The sequence below is a fragment of the Tritonibacter litoralis genome (assembly GCF_009496005.1).
Taxonomy (GTDB): Bacteria; Pseudomonadota; Alphaproteobacteria; order Rhodobacterales; family Rhodobacteraceae; genus Epibacterium; species Epibacterium litoralis.
Genome location: NZ_WIBF01000012.1, coordinates 1 through 18,652, shown reverse-complemented (window position 1 = coordinate 18,652; position 18,652 = coordinate 1). Strand labels below are relative to the sequence as shown.

General features: G+C 58.4%; 16 protein-coding genes and 1 pseudogene. 13 read left to right on the top strand and 4 right to left on the bottom strand.

Going from position 1 to position 18,652, the window contains the following annotated elements; genetic code table 11:
* Positions 1 to 43: 43 nt before the first annotated feature.
* A complete protein-coding gene (speA, locus tag GFB49_RS16505) occupies positions 44 to 1,969 on the bottom strand; it encodes a biosynthetic arginine decarboxylase (protein WP_343032613.1) in 1,926 nt (641 codons plus the stop codon).
* Positions 1,970 to 2,432: 463 nt separating this feature from the next.
* Between speA and GFB49_RS16500 the strand changes: the two genes are divergently transcribed.
* From GFB49_RS16500 to GFB49_RS16480, 5 genes are all read left to right on the top strand, one after another.
* Positions 2,433 to 3,257 (top strand): UDP-2,3-diacylglucosamine diphosphatase, encoded by an 825-nt coding sequence (locus GFB49_RS16500; protein WP_153217041.1) that lies wholly within the window; start codon positions 2,433 to 2,435, stop codon positions 3,255 to 3,257.
* Positions 3,254 to 4,474, top strand: a complete 1,221-nt coding sequence (locus tag GFB49_RS16495; RefSeq protein WP_153217040.1) for a BtaA family protein — start codon at positions 3,254 to 3,256, stop codon at positions 4,472 to 4,474. Before GFB49_RS16500 ends, GFB49_RS16495 begins: the two co-directional genes overlap by 4 nt.
* Positions 4,474 to 5,130, top strand: coding sequence for a class I SAM-dependent methyltransferase (locus GFB49_RS16490; RefSeq protein WP_153217039.1), 657 nt, complete (start codon positions 4,474 to 4,476; stop codon positions 5,128 to 5,130). The genes GFB49_RS16495 and GFB49_RS16490 overlap by 1 nt, the downstream gene beginning before the upstream one ends.
* 311 nt (positions 5,131 to 5,441) lie before the next feature.
* Positions 5,442 to 7,055, top strand: coding sequence for a GMC family oxidoreductase (locus GFB49_RS16485; RefSeq protein WP_343032612.1), 1,614 nt, complete (start codon positions 5,442 to 5,444; stop codon positions 7,053 to 7,055).
* Positions 7,056 to 7,240: 185 nt separating this feature from the next.
* Positions 7,241 to 8,464 (top strand): NAD(P)/FAD-dependent oxidoreductase, encoded by a 1,224-nt coding sequence (locus tag GFB49_RS16480; protein WP_153217038.1) that lies wholly within the window; start codon positions 7,241 to 7,243, stop codon positions 8,462 to 8,464.
* A gap of 2 nt (positions 8,465 to 8,466) precedes the next feature.
* Here the strand turns inward: GFB49_RS16480 and GFB49_RS16475 are convergent, their stop codons facing one another.
* Positions 8,467 to 9,480 carry a LacI family DNA-binding transcriptional regulator gene (locus tag GFB49_RS16475; protein WP_153217037.1) on the bottom strand — a complete coding sequence of 338 codons (1,014 nt, stop codon included), beginning with the start codon at positions 9,478 to 9,480 and terminating at the stop codon, positions 8,467 to 8,469.
* 150 nt (positions 9,481 to 9,630) lie between these two features.
* Here GFB49_RS16475 and iolG point away from each other — a divergent pair, with 150 nt between their 5' ends.
* The 4 genes from iolG to GFB49_RS16455 are packed head-to-tail and all read left to right on the top strand — an operon-like array spanning position 9,631 to position 13,170.
* Positions 9,631 to 10,629: an inositol 2-dehydrogenase gene (gene iolG / locus GFB49_RS16470; RefSeq protein WP_153217036.1), complete on the top strand. Its 999-nt coding sequence runs from the start codon at positions 9,631 to 9,633 to the stop codon at positions 10,627 to 10,629.
* Between the two features lie 18 nt (positions 10,630 to 10,647).
* Positions 10,648 to 11,562, top strand: coding sequence for a myo-inosose-2 dehydratase (gene iolE / locus GFB49_RS16465; RefSeq protein WP_153217035.1), 915 nt, complete (start codon positions 10,648 to 10,650; stop codon positions 11,560 to 11,562).
* 10 nt (positions 11,563 to 11,572) lie between these two features.
* Positions 11,573 to 12,379, top strand: a complete 807-nt coding sequence (gene iolB / locus GFB49_RS16460) for a 5-deoxy-glucuronate isomerase (RefSeq protein WP_153217034.1) — start codon at positions 11,573 to 11,575, stop codon at positions 12,377 to 12,379.
* Complete coding sequence (locus tag GFB49_RS16455; protein ID WP_153217033.1) at positions 12,376 to 13,170, top strand: TIM barrel protein; 795 nt, start codon at positions 12,376 to 12,378, stop codon at positions 13,168 to 13,170. The genes iolB and GFB49_RS16455 overlap by 4 nt, the downstream gene beginning before the upstream one ends.
* A gap of 53 nt (positions 13,171 to 13,223) precedes the next feature.
* Here GFB49_RS16455 and GFB49_RS16450 read toward each other — a convergent pair whose 3' ends face one another.
* Complete coding sequence (locus GFB49_RS16450) at positions 13,224 to 14,285, bottom strand: ABC transporter ATP-binding protein (RefSeq protein WP_153217032.1); 1,062 nt, start codon at positions 14,283 to 14,285, stop codon at positions 13,224 to 13,226.
* A 17-nt stretch (positions 14,286 to 14,302) separates the two neighbouring features.
* Positions 14,303 to 15,085 (bottom strand): IclR family transcriptional regulator, encoded by a 783-nt coding sequence (locus tag GFB49_RS16445; protein WP_153217031.1) that lies wholly within the window; start codon positions 15,083 to 15,085, stop codon positions 14,303 to 14,305.
* A gap of 149 nt (positions 15,086 to 15,234) precedes the next feature.
* Between GFB49_RS16445 and GFB49_RS16440 the strand changes: the two genes are divergently transcribed.
* The 4 genes and pseudogenes from GFB49_RS16440 to GFB49_RS16425 all read left to right on the top strand — a co-directional run.
* Entirely contained in the window at positions 15,235 to 16,488 is a 1,254-nt protein-coding gene (locus GFB49_RS16440) for an ABC transporter substrate-binding protein (protein WP_153217030.1), read from the top strand.
* Between the two features lie 125 nt (positions 16,489 to 16,613).
* Positions 16,614 to 17,531, top strand: coding sequence for a carbohydrate ABC transporter permease (locus GFB49_RS16435; protein WP_153217029.1), 918 nt, complete (start codon positions 16,614 to 16,616; stop codon positions 17,529 to 17,531).
* A 3-nt stretch (positions 17,532 to 17,534) separates the two neighbouring features.
* Complete coding sequence (locus tag GFB49_RS16430; RefSeq protein WP_153217028.1) at positions 17,535 to 18,383, top strand: carbohydrate ABC transporter permease; 849 nt, start codon at positions 17,535 to 17,537, stop codon at positions 18,381 to 18,383.
* Positions 18,380 to 18,652: pseudogene (locus tag GFB49_RS16425) on the top strand (alpha-galactosidase); the annotation flags it as partial. The gene GFB49_RS16430 and the pseudogene GFB49_RS16425, both read left to right, overlap by 4 nt.

The following is an 18,652-nucleotide window of genomic DNA, read 5'->3' as shown; positions in this document are numbered from 1 at the left end:
ATCCTAGGGGCAGAATTTGAGCATTGGCTGCTCTGATTTTTGATTAGTCGAAATAAGTGTGACCGGCCAGCGCGTCTTTGTATGCGGCGATCATCATCCGGCGTTCGGCGGTATTGACCTGCCCGGCGGCGAGGGCGCGTTCCACGGTTTTGCGGAAGGCATCCAGACAGTCGCGCGGGTCGTATTCCACATAGGACATCACCTCGGCGATGGTGTCGGCCTCGGTCTCATGTTCGATATTGAACCCGCCTTGGCCGTCCAGCGAGATGGTGACCACATTGGCGTCGCCAAACAGATTGTGCAGATCACCCAGGGTTTCCTGATAGGCCCCGACAAAGAAGACACCGATGTGATAAGGTTCATCCGCCTTCAGATCATGGACCGGCAGGGCGTCAGAGGCGCCATCGGCCAGGATGAATTTGTCGATCTTGCCATCGCTGTCACAAGTGATGTCGCTGAAAATCGCCTGGCGGGTGGGTTCTTCGTTCAGCCGTTGCAAGGGCACAATCGGGTGCAGCTGGTCAATGGCCCAGACGTCGGGCAGCGATTGGAACAGAGAGAAGTTGCCGTAGTAGTAGTCGACAAAGGAGCCCAGCTGCGCCTGCGCATCGCCTGTCACATCGCGGCTGCGCGCGGTGGCCTTAAAACGGGAGGCCAGATACAGGAACCCCTGTTCGGCGCGGGCCAGCTCGGCCAGGCCAATTTGGCCACGCCGGAACAGGGCGCGCAGCTCGTCGCGGTAATAAAGCGCGTCGTTCAGCGCCTCTTGGAAGCGGTTGCTGTCGATGTAGTTTTCCACCGCCATCAGGTCGTGCAGCAGGTGGTTGTCGCCCTCTTGGGTGTCGGGCTTTGTTGCGCTGTCATAGAGCGTGGCACCCAGCACGTTGAAGACAAAGATCGAGGAATGCGCCACCACAAAGCGGCCGCTTTCGGTCACAATGGTGGGGTGGGGCAGGGCGGCCTCATCCATGGCATAGCGGATGGTTTCCACCACATTGGTGCAATATTCTTCGACCGTATAGTTGACCGAGTTCTCGTCCGAGCGGCGTTCGCCGGTGTAGTCGACGCCCAAGCCGCCGCCCAGATCCAGATGGGTCAGCGGCGCGCCCATGGCGGTGAGTTCGACAAAGAACCGGCAGGCCTCGGCGGCGGCGCGGCGGATGTCGATGATGTCGGGAACCTGGCTGCCCAGATGGCTGTGTTGCAGCACCAGACAATCCAGGAAACCGGCGGCTTTCATCCGGTCGATCAGCGTCACCAGCTCATGCGCGCCCAGACCAAAGGTAGAGCGGTCGCCCGAGCTTTCCTGCCATTTGCCGGTGACCCGTTCGGTCAGTTTGACGCGGACCCCCAGAAGGGGGCGAATACCCAGCTCGGTTGAGACCTTATGGACGACGTCAAATTCATCCAGGCTTTCGATCACGATGACCGTGTTCTGGCCCAGCTTGCGTGAGAGCGTGGCGAGGCGGACAAAACTTTCGTCCTTGGAGCCGTTGCAGATCAGCAAGGACTCGGGCGAGCGCGGTTGCGACAGGGCGATCAAAAGCTCGGGTTTGGAGCCCGCCTCCAGCCCGTAGTGCAGGGGCAGGCCGGTTTGCATCAGGTGGCTGATCACCTCGGCCTGTTGGTTGACCTTGATCGGGAAAACCCCGCGATAGACGCCCTGGTAACCGGTGGATTGGAACGCGGATTGAAAGGCGTTGTGAAGCTGCAGGAGTGCCTGATCCAGAAAATGATGGATGCGCAACAGGAAGGGGGCCGCGATGCCGCGTTCTGACAGGGCCTCGATCACTTTGGGAAGAGAGGTCGGCAGGCCGTCATTTGGTGCGCGCAGGGTGACTTCGCCTGCGTCGTTGACATCCAAGAGGCCCGCACCCCAGCGATCCAACCCGTAAAGCGGGCTGAACTGGCGGTTTTCGGCCATGTCATCCAATGCGGCGTTTAACATATTCGACTGTTGATGAGGCACTTACGTATTCCCTGCCAAAGGTTATCGACCGTGGGTTCGTTTGGACAAAGCGAATGTGGAATCGCCCCGTCGCCGACCAATCGATCGAAGAGAGGGCTGCGGTTTAGGGCCTGCAGCGCATGAGATCAAGGGTTTTGTCTTTGTGTCACATCGCCCGAAGCTCTTGGTCCATTGGCAAAAGGGCCCCAGGAGGGTACTGATCCAGGTAAGTCGCCTGTGGCGCAGATCCCGTAGTGATTGGCTGAAATGACACGGCCTTGACTATAGAATGTGCTGTCCAAGACGTATTGCGGCGAATAAGTGTCAAAAAAGGACTGATTTTCCGGTCGTAACCGTGCAAGCCATAGGCGTTCCGCGCAAAGTCATTAAGAGTACAAACCAAAATGTCAGACAGTTCTCGATCTGTAACGACGCTGACACATTCACACAGTAATTTCTCGAAAAATGCTCTATCGGGCCGTCAATGACCACGTATCGTACTATTTTTATCTCTGACGTTCACCTTGGAACGCGTGGTTGCCGCGCCGATCTGTTGGTGGATTTTCTGGGCAAATATGAGAGCGAAACGCTCTATTTGGTTGGAGATATTTTGGATGGCTGGCAGCTGCAGCGCGGCTGGCACTGGCCCAGTTCGCACAACACTGTCATCCAATGTATCCTTGAAAAAGCGCGCAAAGGCACGCGAATTGTCTTTGTCCCCGGCAACCATGATGAAGTCATGCGCCGCTTTCCGGGTATTCATTTCGGCGGGATTGAGGTCAAAGACCATGACGAGTTTATCTCGGCCGATGGCAAACGCTATTTTGTGACCCATGGCGATCAGTTTGACACGGTGATCGCCAATGCCAAATGGCTGGCCTATTTAGGGGATCGCGCCTATGCCACGTTGATCTGGCTGAACCCCAAGATCAACACGGTGCGCAGGCTGTGGTCTCGCAGCTATTGGTCACTGTCGAAATGGACCAAACATCAGGTCAAACAAGCGGTCAACTTCATCGGCAAATACGAAGAGACCCTGTCTGAGGATGCGCGCCAGCGTGGCTTTGATGGGGTAATCTGCGGCCATATCCACCATGCGGCCATCCGCCAGATCGGCGACATTCAATACATCAACACTGGCGATTGGGTCGAAAGCTGTACCGCAATTGTCGAAGACCACAGCGGTGAGCTGCGTTTGATCGATTGGGAATCGCGCAACAACCGGCTGCGTCTTTTGGAAAAACGCCAAAAGAAGCGCAAGCGTGCTGCGGCCAAGTCCACCGAACCTTATCAGAAAGAGAAGACATGAGCGCGACACAGACGAATTCAATTGCAGACGCGGTATACGAGAACCGCTCTTTTTCGTTGGATACGCTTTCGGATCGCGCTTTTGCCTTTTTGTTTCGGGGGCTGGTTTACCCGCAGATCTGGGAAGATCCGGCCTGCGACATGGCTGCGCTGCAGCTGACCCCGCAGGATCATATCATCTGCATCGCATCCGGTGGCTGTAATGCGATGTCTTATCTGACGGCAGAGCCGGCCTCGCTGACGGCGGTGGATCTGTCTCCCTGGCATGTTGAACTCAATCGGCTGAAACTGGCGGCAGCGGCGCATTTGCCGGATCACCACAGTTTTTATTCGGTTTTTGGTCATGCGGACCGGATGGAAAACAGCGCCCTTCTGGAACGTTATGTTCTGCCGCATCTTGATGCGCAGGGGCAGGCTTTTTGGAAGGGGCGCAACGGTCTGCGTCCGCGTTTGTCGATGTTTACCCGTGGGTTTTACCGCTTTGGCGTCTTGGGCCGGTTTCTGAGCGCGGTGCATCTGGTATCCAGACTGGGCGGCGTGGATTTCCGCCCGCTGTTGACGGCCAAGTCCCTGGCCGATCAGGACGCGTTTTTTAACAGCCAGATTGCGCCGCTTTATGACTCACGGTTTGTAAAATTCATTGCTCGCCGCCGGGCCTCATTGTTTGGTCTGGGGATCCCGCCTGCGCAATATGACAAGCTGGCCGGGGACGCCGGGGGCGACATTATTCCGGTGCTCAAAGAGCGCACGCGCAAGCTGTTTTGTGACTTCCCGATTGATGAGAACTATTTCGCCTGGCAGGCCGCCAACCGCGCCTACAAAGAAGACGGAACAGGCCCGGTGCCGCCCTATCTGGAAGCCGCACATTTTGAGGCGCTGCAGGGCGCTGAGGCCCGCGCCACAGTTGTGAACCGGTCGATCACCGATGTTCTGGCCGAAGCGCCGGATCAGTCCAAATCGGTCTATGTGCTGCTGGATGCGCAGGATTGGATGACGGATGCGCAGTTGAATGCCCTGTGGGATCAGATCACCCGCACCGCCCAGCCGGGCGCGCGGGTCTTGTTCCGCACCGGTGGCACGGATGACATCCTGCCGGGGCGGGTTGCTGCGGCGACGCTGGATCAATGGTCCTATGATGCCGAAGCTTCGGAAACCGCATTTAAAACTGATCGCTCGGCCATTTACGGCGGCGTGCATCTTTATCGAAAGCCTGCCTGATGACCGAGACCACCGAACACAGCCAATTGATGGATCAGACCTATCGGTATCAGCGGCTGATCTATGATGCGACGCGCAAATATTACCTGTTGGGCCGCGATCATTTGATTGCGGGCATGAATGTGCAGCCTGGTGAACGGGTGCTGGAAGTGGCCTGTGGCACCGGTCGGAACCTCGATCTGATCCGCAAGCGCTATCCTGATGCCCAGCTGTTTGGGCTGGATATTTCGGAGCAGATGCTGACAACGGCGCGGGCCAAACTGGGGGCGGATGTGTCCCTGGCGCAGGGCGATGCCTGTCAGTTTGATGCCAATGCACTGTTTGATGAGGACGGGTTTGACCATGTTATCCTGTCCTATAGTCTGTCGATGATCCCCGACTGGCAGGGCGCGCTGCGCGAAGCCAAACGGCAGCTGGTGCCGGGCGGGCAGTTGCATGTGGTGGATTTTGGCGACAGCTCGGGCCTGCCAAGCTGGTTCCAACGGGGGCTTCTGGCCTGGTTGGCGCGCTTCCATGTGAGCCCGCGCACATCACTGGAACCTGTGATGCGAGAGCTTGCACGTGATGCCGGTGAGATCTCCGTGGAAGGCATGTTCCGCAAATATGCGATCTATGGCCATTTCACAAAAAACGGCACCACCGAACCCAAAGTGTAATCGGTCACTGGCCAGGGCTCTAGCCGCGCCCATGGATCCATAAACAAGCGCCCCTCTGGAGCCAATCACGTAGGCCGGGCTTTGGGCAATCAAACTGCTGTCCGCGTTTGCGGTGCCAGAGGCTTTGGCCGTGGCATCTATAGCCGGAACCTCAAACCTGATCCATTTGGTGGCGTGCGGCTGTGATGGGGCAGATCGATTTTGTTCAGGTCCTGCACATAAACAGACAGAGGTTGTGCAAAATCAAGAGTGTTGTTTCGGCACGGCTCTGCTCAGACTTGCCCATAAGTTGAGAGCAAGGGAGTGAGCAGGTGCAATCTGTCGGAACGTTTGATTATGTGATCGTGGGGGCGGGCAGCGCAGGCTGTGTTTTGGCCAACCGTCTGAGCGAGGATCCCGATGTGCAGGTGCTGCTGTTGGAGGCGGGCGGCAGTGACAATTACCATTGGATCCATATTCCGGTGGGCTACCTCTATTGCATCGGCAATCCCCGCACCGATTGGGGGTTCAAGACGGCGGCCTGTGAGGGGCTCAACGGGCGGTCCCTCTTGTACCCGCGCGGGCGGGTTCTGGGGGGCTGTTCCTCGATCAACGGGATGCTGTATCTGCGCGGACAGTCGGCGGATTATGATGGCTGGCGGCAGATGGGTCTGTCGGGTTGGGGCTGGGACGATGTGCTGCCCTATTTCATCAAATCCGAGGATTACTATGCCGGGGCGGATGCAGCCCACGGCAGCGGCGGTGAATGGCGGGTGGAGGAACAGCGGCTCAGCTGGGAGATCCTGGAGGCCTGGAAAGCGGCCGCCGTGGCAGAGGGGCTGCCGGATACGGATGATTTCAACCGCGGTGACAATCACGGGGTTGGCTATTTCAAGGTGAACCAGCGCCGGGGCTGGCGGTGGAGCACGTCCAAAGGGTTCCTGAAACCGGTGCGGGGGCGCAAGAACCTGACAGTGTTGACACATGCCCAGACCGAACAGTTGATGTTTGAGGGCGCGCGCGCCAGCGGCGTAAAACTGCGCCACAAGGGCGTGCCCGTGACCGCCAGCGCCACGCGCGAGGTGATCCTGTCCGCCGGTGCCATCGGCTCACCCCAGATCTTGCAATTGTCGGGCATTGGCCCCGGTGCGGTGCTGCAACAGCAGGGCATCACTGTGCGACAGGACCGCCGGGATGTGGGCGCAAACCTGCAGGATCACTTGCAGATCCGCTGCGCCTATCGGGTGTCTGGCGTCAAAACGCTGAATGAGATGGCCAACAGCCTGTGGGGCAAGGCGCAGATTGGTCTGGAATATGTGCTGAAACGTTCGGGGCCAATGTCGATGGCGCCCAGCCAGTTGGGGGCATTTGCCTATTCCTCGCCCGATGTGGCGACACCCGACCTTGAATATCACGTGCAGCCCGTGTCGTTGGAGGCCTTTGGCCAGGCACCGCATGACTTCCCGGCGATCACCGCGAGCGTCTGTCATCTGCGCCCTGAAAGCCGGGGGCATGTGAAGATCACCACGCCGGATCCGATGGGGCATCCGGAAATCCAGCCGAATTACTTGTCGACCGAGGGCGACCGGCAGGTGGCGGCGCGGGCGATCCAGTTGACCCGGCGGATTATGGCGCAGGATCCGATGGCGCGGTATCAACCCGAAGAGTTCAAGCCGGGACCGCAGTTTCAGACCACATCGGAGCTTATTGAGGGCGCGGGTCAGATTGCCTCAACCATTTTCCATCCGGTGGGCACCGCGCGGATGGGGACGGATGCGGATGCGGTGGTGGATGCGCAACTGCGGGTGAATGGCACCCAGGGGTTGCGGGTGGTGGATGCTTCGGTCATGCCGGTGATCCCATCCGGCAACACCAATGCGCCCACCATTATGATTGCCGAAAAAGCTGCCGATCTGATCAAAGCGGCCTGGGTGCGTGCAGCCTGAGAGAGGCGGAACATCTGGGCGGCCACGGGGTCGGCGGCGGGATGCGGGGCTGGAGAATTAAGCAAAGACAGCGCCAAAGCGTTCAACGGCGGCTCCGCCACCGGTGCCTGTCAAATACCGGTTGCATGATGGCGCCGGTCTCACCACAGTCGCGGGACATCTGACTTCAACAAAGGCCCGCAGAAATGGCAGAGATCCTGGTTCTTGGCGCTGGCATGGCGGGAGTGGCCGCCGCCCTGTCACTGAATGCACGCGGCCATGAGGTGACGCTTCTGGACCGGCGTGCGCCCGGGCAGGAGACCAGTTTTGGCAATGCCGGTGTCATTCAGGCCGAGGCGCATGAACCCTATGCCATGCCACGGGGGGCCACCCTGTTGGGCTATGCTTTGGGGCAGAGCAATGACGTGGCGGTGCACCTGCCTTCGGTGCCACCGATGCTCACCGCCCTTTGGCAGTATTTCCGCAATTCCGCCCCAAACCGCCACGCTCAGATCTCAAACACCTATTCCCAGCTGATTGCCCGCGCGGTTCTGGACCACAGCAAACTGATCAGCGCAGCGGATGCCGGCGCTTTGCTACGCCAAACGGGTCTGGGTGAGATCTATACCAAGGCGCGCGATCTGGACCGGGCCGCGGCGGCAGCGCAGAGCTTCGCACGCCGTTATGGTCTGGCCGTGGATGTCACCGATGGGACCGCTTTGCGAACCGAAGAAGCGGCGTTGCTACAGCCGCCCGCCGGTGCCATTTTGTGGCGCGACAGTTGGAGCTGCAGTGACCCGGGCGCCTTGGTTCAGGCCTATGCAACACTGTTTCAGGCTCGCGGTGGCACGATTCAGACCGCGCAGATCCGCGCCCTTTTGCCCACGGCTGCAGGCTGGCAGGTGCTAACCGAAGGCGACACTTTTGAAGGTGAACATGTGGTTGTGGCCCTCGGTGCTTGGTCCCCGCAGATCTTGCGCCCATTGGGGTACAAGATCCCGATGGTGATGAAACGCGGCTATCACAGCCATTTTGCCCATCCTCACCCGCTGACCCGGCCCTATGTTCTGATGGATCAAGGGGTGGTTCTGTCGTCCATGCAACAGGGGTTGCGGATCACCAGCGGTGCCCATTTGGTGGGGCTTGATGGGCCTGCACGGTTTGGTCAGCTGGACGCTGGATATCATGCGGCGCAGGCGCTGTTTGATCTGGGAGACGAGCTGCCAGACAATCGCTGGCAGGGCACACGCCCCTGTCTGCCGGGCATGCTGCCGTTGGTTGGGCCTGCGTCGCGTCACCAGGGCCTATGGTTCGACTTTGGTCACGGACACCAAGGGTTTACGTTGGGCCCCACAACGGCCGAGCTGCTGGCGGAGCATCTTGAAGGCGCGCCCAGCCCCTTGGCCCGCGCGCTTGCGCCCAGAGGCTGACTTTAGGCGCTGGCGCGGATGATCAGCTCACCCTCAAAACCGGTCAGCGGGGTATCGGGCGTCTCGCCTTTTAGAACCTGAACAAGCCCCTGGACCATATCGGCCAGAGGCTGGCGATAGGTGGTCAACCGGTAATGCGGACTTGCCGCCAAGGGCGCGTCATCAAATCCCGTGACGGCAATATCCTGTGGCACTTGCAGACCCAATTCATACCGCAACGCATCAATGGCCCCCATCGCAAGCGCATCGTTTTCACAGACCAGAACGTCCGGGCGGTTGCTGTCTGTCAGGCCCTGCAGCCGCTCCGCAACGGTTTGATAGGCAAGATCCGGATCATAGGCCCCCACTGGGATCACCGGACAGGGGTGGTCTTTGGCGGCCTGCCATCGCGCGACAAAGGTTTCCTTGCGATGCAGGTGTGCCGAGACCGTCTGAGGCCCGGCAAGAAACAACGGGCGTTGATACCCTTGGGCGATCACATAGTCGGCGATGGTGGTCATGGCGGCCTGATCATCACAGCAGATTGAGATCGTATTGGGGTTCTCGGACTGGCGGGCAAACAGGATCAGCTTGCGTACCCGGCGCGCGCCCAAGGCGGTTTTTAACACTTGATCGTCAAATTGCACGCCGATCAGAACCGCCGCATCCACCCGGCGTTGGCTTGCTGTCAACAGGGCCGAGGTTGCGTCTTCTGCGTCCAGCGTATTGACCAACAACGTGTCCCAGCGGTTCTGGCGCAGAATGCGGGTCAGTTTCTCCATCATCACCAGCTTGTGCGGGTTGGCAAAGTCATCCACCAAAAGCGCCACCAGATTGCTTCGATCAGACGCGAGGCTGGCGGCCTGCAGATCCGGGACATAGCCAAGCTGCTGGGCGGCGGCCATTACCTTGGTCCGGGTTTTCTCTGAAATCGAGGCCTCAGGTTTAAACGCACGATTCACCGTCCAGCGCGACACCCCGGCCAGGGTTGCCACATCATCTGCCGTTACAGTCTCCGTAAAGTCGTCTTGGGTCATATGGGTCTCCTAAACGGGACCCTAGGCCATCTGCATTTGAGTTTCCACCTATTTTGCTCGCGCGTGCAAAATGCGCTTGCACGCGCGAGCAAAAATCACGATCCTGCGGGCAATCAACACGATTCGAATTGCTGGATTTGGGAGGCACGCATGTTGAAAGTTGGGTTGTTGGGCGCGGGGCGCATTGGAACGGTTCATGCAAAGGCGATTACCGCCCACACAGGCAGCGCGCTTGTAGCGGTGTCAGATGTGATGACCGAAAACGCCACGCGTCTGGCCTCTGAGTTCGGGGCCGAGGCACGGTCAACCGATGATATCCTGAAGGATCCTGCCATTGACGCGGTGCTGATCGCGACCTCCACCGATACCCATTCGGATCTGATGGAACGCGCAACAGCTGCGGGCAAGGCGGTTCTGTGTGAAAAACCAGTGGATCTGGATCTGGCCCGCGCCAAAGCCTGCCAGGCGGCGGTTGAGAAAACCGCACAACCCGTCATGATCGGGTTCAATCGCCGGTTTGACCCCAATTTTGCGGCGGTCAAAACCGCGCTGGCCTCGGGTGAGGTGGGCAAGGCTGAACTGTTGGCGATCACCTCATTTGATCCAGCACCGCCGCCGGTCTCTTATATCAAAGTTTCGGGCGGTTTGTTCCGCGATATGATGATTCATGATTTCGACATGGCCAATTTCATCATGGGCGATCTGCCGGTGACCTTGCAGGCAACGGGCACCTCGGTTGTGGATCCCGAAATCGGCGCAGCGGGTGATGTGGATACGGCTGTGGTCACCATGACCTATGCGGATGGGCGCATTGCCGTGATCAAAAACTCGCGCCGGGCGGTCTATGGCTATGACCAGCGGCTGGAGCTTTTGGGGTCGGACGGATTGCTGCAGGCGCAGAACATGCTGGAGAGCACAGTGGTGAAATCCACCGTCGATGGCGTGCAATCGGCCAAGCCGACCTATTTCTTCCTTGAACGCTATATGCAGGCCTATCAGGCGGAATGGGCGGCCTTTGTTGATGCCGTCAATGGCTCGGCCCCGGTTCCGGTGAGCTTGGCTGATGGTGTTGCGGCGCTGGCGATGGCCGAAGCGGCGGCAAAATCAGCCGAAACAGGCCAGCCGGTGCAGCTGTCAGATGTGATCTGAGCCTCGGGAGGAACTGAGATGAGTGTCAAAATCGGGATCTCCCCCATTGCCTGGCAAAATGATGACCTGCCGGATCTGACGGCGGCGTTTACCATGGATCAGGCGCTGAAAGAAGCGCGCGAGATCGGATACACTGGTGTGGAGCGGGGCCGTCGGATGCCACAGGACACCGCCGGTCTGCGCGCCTATTTGGCGGAGTATGATATCGCGCTGTGTGGCGGCTGGTGTTCGGGCAATCTGATGCAGGCGTCTGTCGCCGAAGAGATTGAAGCCATCACACAACAAGTCGAGCAGTTTGTGGCGCTGCAGTCTCCCTGTCTGGTCTATGCGGAATGTTCAAACACCGTGCAGGGCGACATTGCAACACCGGTGAACAACCGCCCCAAGCTGAGCCGGGATGAGGTTCTGGGATATGCCGCGAAACTGTCCGAAGTGGCCAAGTGGATGGCGGATCAGGGTATGGTTCTGGCCTATCACCACCACATGGGGTCCATGATCGAGGATCAGGATGATGTGGATTGGCTGATGGAGGGCAGCTCGGATGAGGTGACCCTGTTGTTTGATGCCGGTCATTTGCAATTTGGCGGTGGCGATGTGCTGGGCACATTGGACAAATGGGGCCACCGGGTGCGTCATGTGCATTTCAAAGATGTGCGCCCGGATGTGACCCGTTGGGTGCGGGATAACAACAAGAGCTTCTTGGACGGTGTGATTGCCGGGGCCTTTACGGTGCCGGGCGATCCTGAAGGCTCCATCGATTTCCAGGCGGTGACCAACAAGCTGAAGCAGATGGATTATGCGGGCTGGATTGTGGTGGAGGCCGAGCAGGACCCGGCCAAGGCAAACCCCTATGAATATTCCAAACTGGGCTTTGACCATATCGTGAAGATCTGCGGCCAATCCGGCCTTGAGATTGCCAGCGGCACACAATGAGGGATTTGTGATGGCTGATTTGCTGAAGAAACCTTTTGGGACGCGCGGCAAGGTGCATCAGATCACCCCAGAAAGCGCCGGGTGGCGGTATGTGGGGTTTTCGCTTTATCGCTTGCGGGCCGGTGATACAGCGGCCGAGGTGACCGGCGACAACGAGGTGATCCTGGTGATGGTGGAAGGCAAGGCCCAGATCACCGGCGCGGGTCAGGATTGGGGCACTTTGGGCGATCGGATGAATGTCTTTGAAAAGACGCCGCCGCATTGTCTTTATCTCCCCAATGGCACTGACTGGAGTGCAGTGGCCGAAACTGATTGCACCATCGCGGTCTGCGCAGCACCTGGCGCCAGCGGTCATGAGGCCCGCCGGATTGGCCCCGATGGCATCGAGCTGACCGAACGCGGCAAGGGGACAAACACGCGGTACATCAACAATATCGCGATGGAGAATGAGGATTACTGCGACAGCCTGCTGGTGACCGAAGTGTTTACTCCGGCAGGCCATTGGTCGTCCTACCCCAGCCACCGCCATGATGAGGATGACTTCCCCCGGATCACCTATCTGGAGGAGACCTATTATCACCGTTTGAACCCGGCCAATGGGTTTGGCATCCAGCGCGTCTATACCGATGATGGCCAGCTGGATGAAACAATGGCCGTTGCTGATGGGGACGTGGTCTGTGTTCCGCGTGGGCACCATCCGTGCGGTGCGCCTTATGGGTTTGAGATGTATTACTTGAACGTGATGGCAGGTCCGTTGCGCAAATGGCGGTTTGTGCCCGCCCCTGAAGTAGAATGGATTATGGAGCGGGACGCATGAGTACGTACGAGACGACACGGCAGTTTGAGCTGGCTGCCTGCGCCGAAATGCTGTGGTTGGACCGCCCGATGGCCTGGCGGGTTGCGCGGCTGGCGGAACGAGGATTTGGCGTGGGTCTGTGGAACTGGCCACATCTGGATCTGGACGCGCTAAAGGCCACAGGCGCGCGGTTCACCATCATGAACGGCTATCTTGAAGGGCGGCTGGCGGATGACGCGGGCGCAGACCTTCTGTTGCGCTCAGCCAAAGAGACGATTGCAATTGGCAAACAGCTGGGTGTCGCGCGGTTGAACCTGCATGGCACTGGCCTGGGGGATGGGGGTATTCCCCTGTGGCAGCATGAGGTTGTGGATGGCGCAATGTGGATCAAGGCGCGGGATACGTTGAACCGCATCTGTGATCTGGCGGAGGCCGAAGGTGTTGTGTTCACCCTGGAAAACCTCAACCAGTTGGACCATCCGGGCGTGCCCTTTGGCGCAACAGGTGATGTGCTTGCGCTGGTCTCAGCCGTGAACCGGCCCGAACTGCGGATCAACCTGGATCTGTACCACACGCAGATCGGCGAAGGAGACCTGTTGCGGTGGTGTGAAAAATGTCTGCCGTGGATTGGAGAGGTGCAGGTGGCCGACAATCCGGGCCGCTGTGAGCCGGGCACCGGAGAGGTGAACTTTGCCGCTGTGGCGCAAGGTCTGGCCAAGATGGGCTATGCCGGGCCGGTGGGTCTGGAAGCCTTTGCCAAAGGGGACAGTGACGCCGCGCTTGATGCGTTCGAGGCCGCCTTCTCTTTTTAACTTGTCCTGAAACAGGGCAGACCTGCGCGCCGGTTGCGGCGCGCAGTTTTGTTTTACCGCAAACGTGCCTCGGTCTTGGCGTCAAAGAAATAGGCAGATGGGTCATCAAAATCGACGGTGACCGCAGTGCCTTCAGCAATCGCCTCGTCGCCGCGGGTCTCGACGATGATCTTTTCGCCGGTTGCCGTGGCGAGATAGTCATAGGACACGCCGCCCAGACGTTCGCGCAGATCCAGTGCAATGTCGCTGCCGCCCTCGGCAACACGCAGATGCTGCGGACGCAGGCCGACAATCACCGGATTGTCCTCATCCGGCAAGGCCACATCGGTTTCAATCCGTCGCCCGCCAAGGGCTGCCACAGTGACGCCGCCCTCCGACACGATGCCATCCAGAAAATTCATCGCGGGTGAGCCAATGAAACCGGCCACAAATTTATTGTCCGGGTTCTGATACAACTCCATCGGGCTGCCGACCTGTTCCACATGACCGGCGCGCAGGACCACGATTTTATCCGCCAAAGTCATGGCTTCGACCTGATCATGGGTCACATAGATCATGGTGGCGCCAATTTCCTTGTGCAGGCGCGCGATTTCCACCCGCATGTCGACGCGCAATTCTGCGTCCAGGTTGGACAGGGGTTCATCAAACAGGAACACCTCGGGTCCGCGTACAATGGCCCGGCCAATGGCGACCCGCTGACGTTGCCCGCCTGACAGCGCCTTGGGCTTGCGGCTGAGGTATTGGTCCAATTGCAGAATGCGCGAGGCTTCGGCGACCTTTTCCTTGATCTCGGCCCTGGGGTGGCCGTTCATCTTGAGACCAAACCCCATGTTTTCTTCAACCGACATATGCGGATACAGCGCGTAGGTTTGGAACACCATGGCCACGCCGCGTTCTGACGGATCCATATGGGTCACATCGCGGCTACCGATATTGATCTGGCCGTTAGTGGTCTCTTCAAGCCCTGCGATCATCCGCAACAAAGTGGATTTGCCACAGCCCGAGGGGCCGACAAAGACGCAGAATTCGCCATCTTCTATTTGCAGATCGATGTTATGGATGACTTGGACGTCACCGTATTTTTTTACAGCTTTTGACAGCGTAACGCCGGTCATATCATTCCTCCTGATGATCAGCTCGGGAACTGCCAGGTTTCGGCAGCGGTTGCGATTTCGGATGCAGTTTTCAACAGCAGGGGCCGGTGTGGTAACAGACCGTCCAGCGACTGGCGTTGGGTGGATGTGGTGATCGACAGCGCGCCGATCACGCGGCCGGACTCTGACAGGATTGGCGATGCGATGCAGATAATGCCGGGTTCATGTTCTTCGCGGTCAAAGGCGATGCCTTCGCGGCGGATGGTCTGCAGCTCGGCCCGCAGCGCATCAGCAGTGATTAGCGTATTGGGCGTATGTTGCAAAAAGGCCTGACGTCGAATTGCGTCTTCGCGGGCCTCGTCTTCCAGAAACGCCATCATGGCTTTCCCGACACCTGTGCAGAAACCGGGGCCGATCTTGCCTGCCTGGCTGAACATCTCCAGCGGGTTGGTGGCCATGCGCTTGTCCACATAAAGAACCTGCCCGCGATCAAGCTGTGCCAGGTGGATGGTTTCCTGCACTTCGCTTGCCAGCGCATCAATAAAGGGGCGGGCAACCGGAGCAAGCGAGCTTTGCCGCCAGGCCGCATGCGCCAGGCGCACCAGACGCAGACCAGGGGCATAGGTCTGGCGCTCTTCGTCATAAGACAGCATGCCCTGATTCGTTAACGACTGGACCAAACGATAAAGCGTGGCTTTGGGATGTTCTGAATTGGCCAGCAATTCGCCAAACCGAACGGGGCGTTCGAACTCGGCAATTTGATCCAATATATTCAATGCCTTGCCGACTGTTCCATCGGCTCCGCGCTCTGCAGCCGCCATGGCAGCTCCCCCCTGTCTTGCTGTGACACCCCGGTCTCTGGCGGTCACGTAACGGTTGACATTCTTAACCAGAGTCCGGCATGGTTTCAATAGATGGAAGTTAGTTCCATTATTTGAAACCTGCAATAGGGTTCTTTGGGAGGAAACCAATGAATTTGTTCAAAACGACAGCTGCGGCTTTGTTGATGACTTCGGGACTTGTGGTCTCGGCGCAGGCCGAAGGTCTGTCAGGCACGCTCAAGATCTTTTCCGACATGTCTAACCCGGCGCCGCGCGCTGCGATGGAAGGCATGGCAGAGCGTTTTGGGGCATTGCACCCGGATCTGACGGTTGAGGTTACCGTGATCGACCGTGAAGCCTACAAGACGCAGATCCGCAACTTTTTGACGGCTGATGCGCCGGATGTGGCCAACTGGTACGCGGCAAACCGGATGAAGCCTTATGTGGATGCGGGCTTGTTCGAAGATATCTCGGACCTGTGGGCGTCGCCTGAGCTGGCGGATCTGACCTCGACCAAAGGGGCGATGACCCTGGATGGCAAACAATGGGGGGTGCCTTACACCTATTACCAATGGGGTGTGTATTACCGGGCGGACATCTACAACGAACTGGGTCTGAGCGAGCCTGCGACCTTTGACGAGATGAAGTCCAACTGTCAGGCGATCATCGAGTCCGGCCGTAAATGCTATACCATCGGGACCAAGAACTATTGGACCGCAGGTGGCTGGTTTGACTATCTGAACATGCGCACCAACGGCTATGACTACCATTCGTCACTGCTGGCGGGTGAGATCGCCTGGAGCGACGACGGGGTCAAGCAGACCTTTGCCAACTGGCGCGAACTGCTGGATATGGGCGCATTTGTTGACAACCACACCGCCTACAGCTGGCAGGAATCCTTGCCCTTTATGGTGCAGGGAGATGCCGCGGCCATCTTGATGGGTAACTTTGCCGTGGCCCCTCTGCGGGATGCGGGTCTGGATGACAGCAAACTGGATTTCTACCAATTCCCAGCCATCAATAGCGCGGTCGCACTGGCCGAAGATGCACCCACCGATACATTCCACATCCCGGCAAACGCCCAGAACAAAGAAGCCGCACGCGCGTTTTTGAAGTTTGTGGTCTCGGCCGACAATCAGACGCTGATCAACAATGGCGCCAACCTGGGTCAATTGCCGGTCAACGCAAAGTCCAGCGTGGATGATGATAAATTCCTGCAGGAAGGCTTTGTCATGCTGTCGTCCAACAGCCCTGGTGGCGTGGCCCAGTTCTTTGACCGTGATGCCCCGGCGCAGATGGCAAAAATTGCCATGGAAGGCCTGCAAGAATTTATGGTCAAGCCGGACAATCTGGACAAGATCCTGGCCCGTCTCGATCGTGCTGCCAAGCGGATCTACAAGTAATCTGAACTGAGGGGGCCGCCCCCAGCGGGCGGCCTTCGCGCATATTTGCGCCAAATGGCTCCTCGTCTGGATCTCCGTGGCGCGCCTGCTGATGCCCCACGCTCTCTTTCCTTTGGAGAACAAAAATGTCGTCACCGACCAAGGCCCGGACCCAAAGGTCCTGGTACAAACGTAATGAAATCGCAGTAACCCCCTGGCTGTTTCTGGCACCGGGCGTGGTGGCGTTTCTGCTTTACGTGATCTTTCCGATTTTTCAGTCGATCAATATCTCGTTTTATGAATGGGATGGGTTGGGTGAAGCCTATTGGGTAGGGCTCAGCAACTACGAAGAGCTGTATTGGGATGACGCGTTTTACGTGTCATTGCGCAACAACCTGATCTGGTTGGTACTGTATCTTCTGGCAATTCCGGCGGGGCTGGCGATTGCCCTGTTCCTGAACCAGACCGTGACCGGGATCCGCCTGTATAAGTCCCTGTTTTTCTTTCCCTTTGTGATCTCCCAAGTGGTGGTGGGCCTGGTATTCAGCTGGTTCTATGATCCCTCCTTTGGTCTGTTGAACCAGATCCTGGGAGTAGTGGGTCTGGGGCCGATCAATGTGTTGGGCGATGAACGCTTTGTGACCTATGGCATTATCGCTGCAGGCATCTGGCCGCAGACAGCCTATTGCATGATCCTCTATCTCACTGGTTTGAATGCAGTGGATCCAGAACAGATCGAGGCGGCGCGGCTGGACGGTGCCAAAGGGCTGCGGATGTTGTGGCATGTGATCATTCCGCAATTGAAACCTGCGACCTTCATCGCCTTTGTGGTGACAATCATTGGCGCGCTCCGGTCGTTTGACCTGATCTCGATCATGACGGGGGGCGGCCCCTTTGGCGAAAGCCGGGTTCTGTCCTTTTATATGTTTGAGGTCGCGCTGTCGGAATATGGCTTCCGCATGGGCTATGGGGCGGCCATCGCAGTGGTGCTGTTCCTGATCATGCTCTGCTTTATCGCCTATTTTCTTTATTCCATGTATCAAGACGACAAAGGGGGGCGGTGATCGATGTTTCCCACTCCGATCGAAAAAACCTCGCGCAATTGGCAGCTGACCTATCAGGCGATGTTGCCGGCGGCCCTGGTTCTGTGGCTGTTGCCGCTGTTGGCGGTGGCGCTGTTCTCCATCAAGCCGGATGCGGATTTTACCTCAGGCAATTACTGGGGTGTGCCCAGCTCTTTCAATTTCCTTGAGAATTACGGCAAAGTGTTCTTTGCCTCGGACATGCCGAAATACCTGCTGAATTCGGTTCTGATCACGGTGCCCACTGTGATTGGCTGTGTGATCCTGTCGTCGATGACCGGCTTTGCCCTGGGGGTTTACAAGTTCAAAGCCAACCTCTGGGTGTTCTTTATGTTTGTGGCGGGGAACTTTGTGCCCTTTCAGATCCTGATGGTGCCGGTGCGGGATCTGACGCTGGACATGGGCCTGTATAACACCAAGATCGGTCTGGTTCTGTTCCATGTGGCGTTCCAGACGGGGTTCTGCACCCTGTTCATGCGCAACTTTATTCGCGCCCTGCCATTTGAGCTGATCGAGGCGGCGCGTGTGGAAGGTGTGGCGGAATGGCGGATCTTTTGGTTTGTTGTCCTGCCGCTGATGAAACCTGCGCTGGCGGCGATGTCGGTTCTGATTTTCACCTTCATCTGGAATGATTTCTTCTGGGCGGTGGTCCTGACCCAAGGGGCGGAAAGCCAACCGGTGACCGCGGGCATTACGTCGTTCAATGCGCAATACCGCGCGGCCTATCATCTGATGAGCGCAGGCTCGATTGTGGCGGCGCTGCCGCCGGTTGCGATGTTCTTTTTGATGCAGCGGCATTTCATTGCCGGGCTGACATTGGGAGCTGTGAAGTGAGTGAGAACATGCAGGTCTGGCGCATCGATGCGCCGGGTCAGACCTTGGTCCTTTCCTCTGATGGTGGCGTGCCCGGCGCGGTCTATTGGGGTCCCGCGCTGCCTGCGTCGCAGGATCTGGAGGCACTGGTGCGTGCCACAGAGCGGGATGTGACCGGTGGGATGATTGATGCGCTGCCGCCGCTGTCGCTGTGTCCGCAGGCGGCCACCAGTTTTGACGGCCAGCCGGGGCTGGTGGCCTGGCAGGGGGGGCAGGCTTTGTATCCGCGG

Coding starts and splice junctions, on each gene's coding strand:
- GFB49_RS16500 (WP_153217041.1), top strand. CDS start 2,433: ATGACCACGTATCGTACTATTTTTATCTCTGACGTTCACCTTGGAACG.
- GFB49_RS16495 (WP_153217040.1), top strand. CDS start 3,254: ATGAGCGCGACACAGACGAATTCAATTGCAGACGCGGTATACGAGAAC.
- GFB49_RS16490 (WP_153217039.1), top strand. CDS start 4,474: ATGACCGAGACCACCGAACACAGCCAATTGATGGATCAGACCTATCGG.
- GFB49_RS16480 (WP_153217038.1), top strand. CDS start 7,241: ATGGCAGAGATCCTGGTTCTTGGCGCTGGCATGGCGGGAGTGGCCGCC.
- GFB49_RS16475 (WP_153217037.1), bottom strand. CDS start 9,480: ATGACCCAAGACGACTTTACGGAGACTGTAACGGCAGATGATGTGGCA.
- iolG (WP_153217036.1), top strand. CDS start 9,631: ATGTTGAAAGTTGGGTTGTTGGGCGCGGGGCGCATTGGAACGGTTCAT.
- iolE (WP_153217035.1), top strand. CDS start 10,648: ATGAGTGTCAAAATCGGGATCTCCCCCATTGCCTGGCAAAATGATGAC.
- iolB (WP_153217034.1), top strand. CDS start 11,573: ATGGCTGATTTGCTGAAGAAACCTTTTGGGACGCGCGGCAAGGTGCAT.
- GFB49_RS16455 (WP_153217033.1), top strand. CDS start 12,376: ATGAGTACGTACGAGACGACACGGCAGTTTGAGCTGGCTGCCTGCGCC.
- GFB49_RS16450 (WP_153217032.1), bottom strand. CDS start 14,285: ATGACCGGCGTTACGCTGTCAAAAGCTGTAAAAAAATACGGTGACGTC.
- GFB49_RS16445 (WP_153217031.1), bottom strand. CDS start 15,085: ATGGCGGCTGCAGAGCGCGGAGCCGATGGAACAGTCGGCAAGGCATTG.
- GFB49_RS16440 (WP_153217030.1), top strand. CDS start 15,235: ATGAATTTGTTCAAAACGACAGCTGCGGCTTTGTTGATGACTTCGGGA.
- GFB49_RS16435 (WP_153217029.1), top strand. CDS start 16,614: ATGTCGTCACCGACCAAGGCCCGGACCCAAAGGTCCTGGTACAAACGT.
- GFB49_RS16430 (WP_153217028.1), top strand. CDS start 17,535: ATGTTTCCCACTCCGATCGAAAAAACCTCGCGCAATTGGCAGCTGACC.